Origin of the sequence: Mycobacterium sp. (genome assembly GCF_050700595.1) — a bacterium.
GTDB lineage: Bacteria > Actinomycetota > Actinomycetes > Mycobacteriales > Mycobacteriaceae > Mycobacterium.
Map to the genome: position 1 here is coordinate 1 of NZ_JBOHHI010000118.1, position 2,711 is coordinate 2,711.

4 protein-coding genes and 1 pseudogene are annotated in these 2,711 nt (G+C 64.6%); all 5 read right to left on the bottom strand.

From position 1 onward, the window contains the following. Positions 1-602, bottom strand: a 602-nt coding sequence (locus ACRDTL_RS11560; protein WP_431506847.1) for an adenosylhomocysteinase, incomplete at its 3' end; no start/stop codon positions are given. 77 nt (positions 603-679) lie between these two features. Further along, entirely contained in the window at positions 680-1,330 is a 651-nt protein-coding gene (gene alkX / locus ACRDTL_RS11565; protein ID WP_431506848.1) for a TetR family transcriptional regulator AlkX, read from the bottom strand. Positions 1,331-1,357: 27 nt separating this feature from the next. Continuing rightward, positions 1,358-1,540, bottom strand: coding sequence for a rubredoxin (locus ACRDTL_RS11570; protein WP_431506849.1), 183 nt, complete (start codon positions 1,538-1,540; stop codon positions 1,358-1,360). Between the two features lie 10 nt (positions 1,541-1,550). Next, positions 1,551-1,723, bottom strand: a pseudogene (locus ACRDTL_RS11575) (rubredoxin). Further along, a partial coding sequence (locus ACRDTL_RS11580) for an alkane 1-monooxygenase (protein WP_431506850.1) occupies positions 1,723-2,711 on the bottom strand: 989 nt, incomplete at its 5' end. The pseudogene ACRDTL_RS11575 and the gene ACRDTL_RS11580, both read right to left, overlap by 1 nt.

The window sequence follows — 2,711 nt, forward strand, 5'->3', positions numbered from 1 at the left end:
GTCCACTTGTCCTTGTCGGTCTCGAAGCGGCCACGCAGCAGGTCCAGGAAAATCTTCCATTCGGTGGGGTCGTCGTCCTCCGCGGGCGGCACCACGCCGGCCTTCTCGTACTGCATGCCCCGCAGCACCATCATGGTGGCGTCACCGCCGTCGTCGAGGATCATGTTGGTCGGCTCGTCGGACCAGGTCAGCGCCTGTTCGGCGGCCCACCAGTACTCCTCGAGCGTCTCGCCCTTCCAGGCGAACACCGACGTGCCCTGCGGCTGCTCCGGTGTGCCGTGCGGGCCGACGACCACCGCGGCGGCGGCGTGGTCCTGGGTGGAGAAGATATTGCACGAGGCCCAGCGGACCTCGGCGCCCAGAGCGATCAGCGTCTCGATCAAGACCGCGGTCTGCACCGTCATGTGCAGCGAACCCGAGATACGCGCGCCTTTGAGTGGCGCAACTTCGGCGTACTCGCGACGCAGCGACATCAAACCGGGCATCTCATGCTCGGCCAGCCGGATCTCCTTGCGGCCGAAGTCCGCCAACGACAGGTCGGCGACCTTGTATTCGATGTCATTGGCAACGTCGGCGCGCAGTGTGTTTTCGGTCGTCGTCATGTGGGGCCCAATCTCGTCGATCAACTAGTTAGCTTGCATATACATTAGTCCCGACGCCGCGACGAGCGCTGCCGGGGTCAGGGCGTCTCGATCACACCGTAGCGTTCGACGGCGGGGCTGAAGAGTCGCGCCAGGTCGGCGGCGACGTCGTGGTCGGCCTCCGGCGGCATCGACACATAGCTCATCGCCAGCCGCACAATGGCCCGCGCAATTATCCCCGCGTCCTCGTCGCTGGCCTTGACCCAGCTGTGCTGGAACGTACTCGTCAACCGCTCCGAACAGCGGGTGATGATCGGGCCGCTGTCGGTGGTGATGATCTGCAGCAAGTCGGGCTTGGCAACACCGGTGAGCAACGAGATCACCAACGGATCGGCGGCCGACTCGGTGAAGAACATCCGGAAGCCCTGAAGAAACGCCGCGTAGATGTCGCCGACGTTGGAGTAGATCGCGTCGTCGACAAGGTCCACCAGGCGATCAGCCAGCCGCAACGCGTACCCCTGCGCCAGGCCCTGCCGCGACCCGAACTCGTTGTAGATGGTCTGCCGGCTGATGCCCGCGGCCCGGGCCACGTCGGCGAGCGTGATCGCCGACCAGTCGCGGGTTCCCAGCAGTTCGCGCATCGCGTCGAGCACCGAGTCACGCAACAGGACCCGTGACGCCTCGGCGTAGGGGACACGGGTTTTCACACGGGTGAGACTAGCGCTTACCGCTGCGCCGCTTCTCCTCATCACTTCGTTCTGCATCGTCGCCGGCGGCTACGAACGGGCTACTTCCACCATCTCGAAGTCGGATTTCGCCGCGCCGCAATCCGGGCAGCTCCAGTCTTCACCGATGTCGTCCCAGCGGGTGCCCGGCGCAATGCCGTCTTCGGGCCAGCCCAGCGCCTCGTCGTATTCGAAGCCGCACTGCACGCACACGAACAGCTTGTAGTCGGTCACTTGGTTACTCCTATCCGCTGTTGGCTATCCGCTGAAAATCGATCTTTTCCCGCACCCGCAGTCCGGGCAGCGCCAGTCGTCGGGCACTTGACCCCACCGTGTGCCGGCCGGAAACCCTTCTCGGGCAGCGCCATTGGCATCGTCGTAGACGTAGTCGCAGCCCGGACAGCGGTAGGCAGTCATCAGACGGCCGCCCCGTAACGGGCCAGGATCTTCTCCCGCCTACGCGGCTGCATGTTCACCCGGGTGATGTCCCCGTCGTAATGCGCCAGTACCCGATGGTCCATGACCTTGCGCCACAGCGGCGGGAAGTAGGTCAAGCCGATCAGCGACGCGTACCCACTGGGCAGGTTGGGCGAGCCGTCGATGCTGCGCAATGTCTGGTAACGCCGGGTCGGGTTGGCGTGATGGTCGCTGTGCCGCTGCAGGTGATACAGGAACAGGTTGGTCACGATGTGATCGGAATTCCAGCTGTGCTCGGGGGTGCAGCGCTCGTAGCGGCCGTTGGCGGTCTGCTGCCGCAGCAGGCCGTAGTGCTCGACGTAGTTCACCGTCTCAAACATCGTGAAGCCGTACACCGCCTGGATGATCACGAACGGGATCAGCGCCGGGCCGAATACCGCGATCAGCACAACCCAGAACACCACCGACATCAGCCATGCGTTCAGCACGTCGTTGCTCAGATGCCAGGGACTCTTGTCGAGCCGGCGCATCCGCTGCGCCTCCAGCCGCCACGCCGAGTGCAGGCTGCCGAACACGCTGCGCGGCAAGAACTCCCAGAACGTCTCACCGAAGCTGGCTGACGCCGGGTCCTCCGGGGTGGCGACCCAGACGTGGTGGCCGCGGTTGTGCTCGATATAGAAGTGGCCGTAGCAGGTCTGCGCCAGGGTGATCTTGGACAGCCACCGCTCCAGCGAATCCTTCTTGTGCCCCATCTCGTGAGCGGTGTTGATGCCGACGCCGCCCAACATGCCGACCGAGAGCACCAGACCGATCTTCGCCGGCCAGCTGAGCGACCCCTCGACGCCCAGCCAGCTCAAGTCGGATGCGGTGAACAGATAGGCGCCCAGGACCACGCTGAGGTACTGGAACGGGATGTAGATGTATGTGCAGTAGCGGTAGTACTTGTCGTTTTCCAGGCGCTCGATCACCTCGTCGGGCGGGTTCGGCC

What these genes read in the sequence shown, in the direction of transcription:
- alkX (WP_431506848.1), bottom strand. Translation starts at nt 1,330, where the DNA reads ATGAGGAGAAGCGGCGCAGCGGTAAGCGCTAGTCTCACCCGTGTGAAA.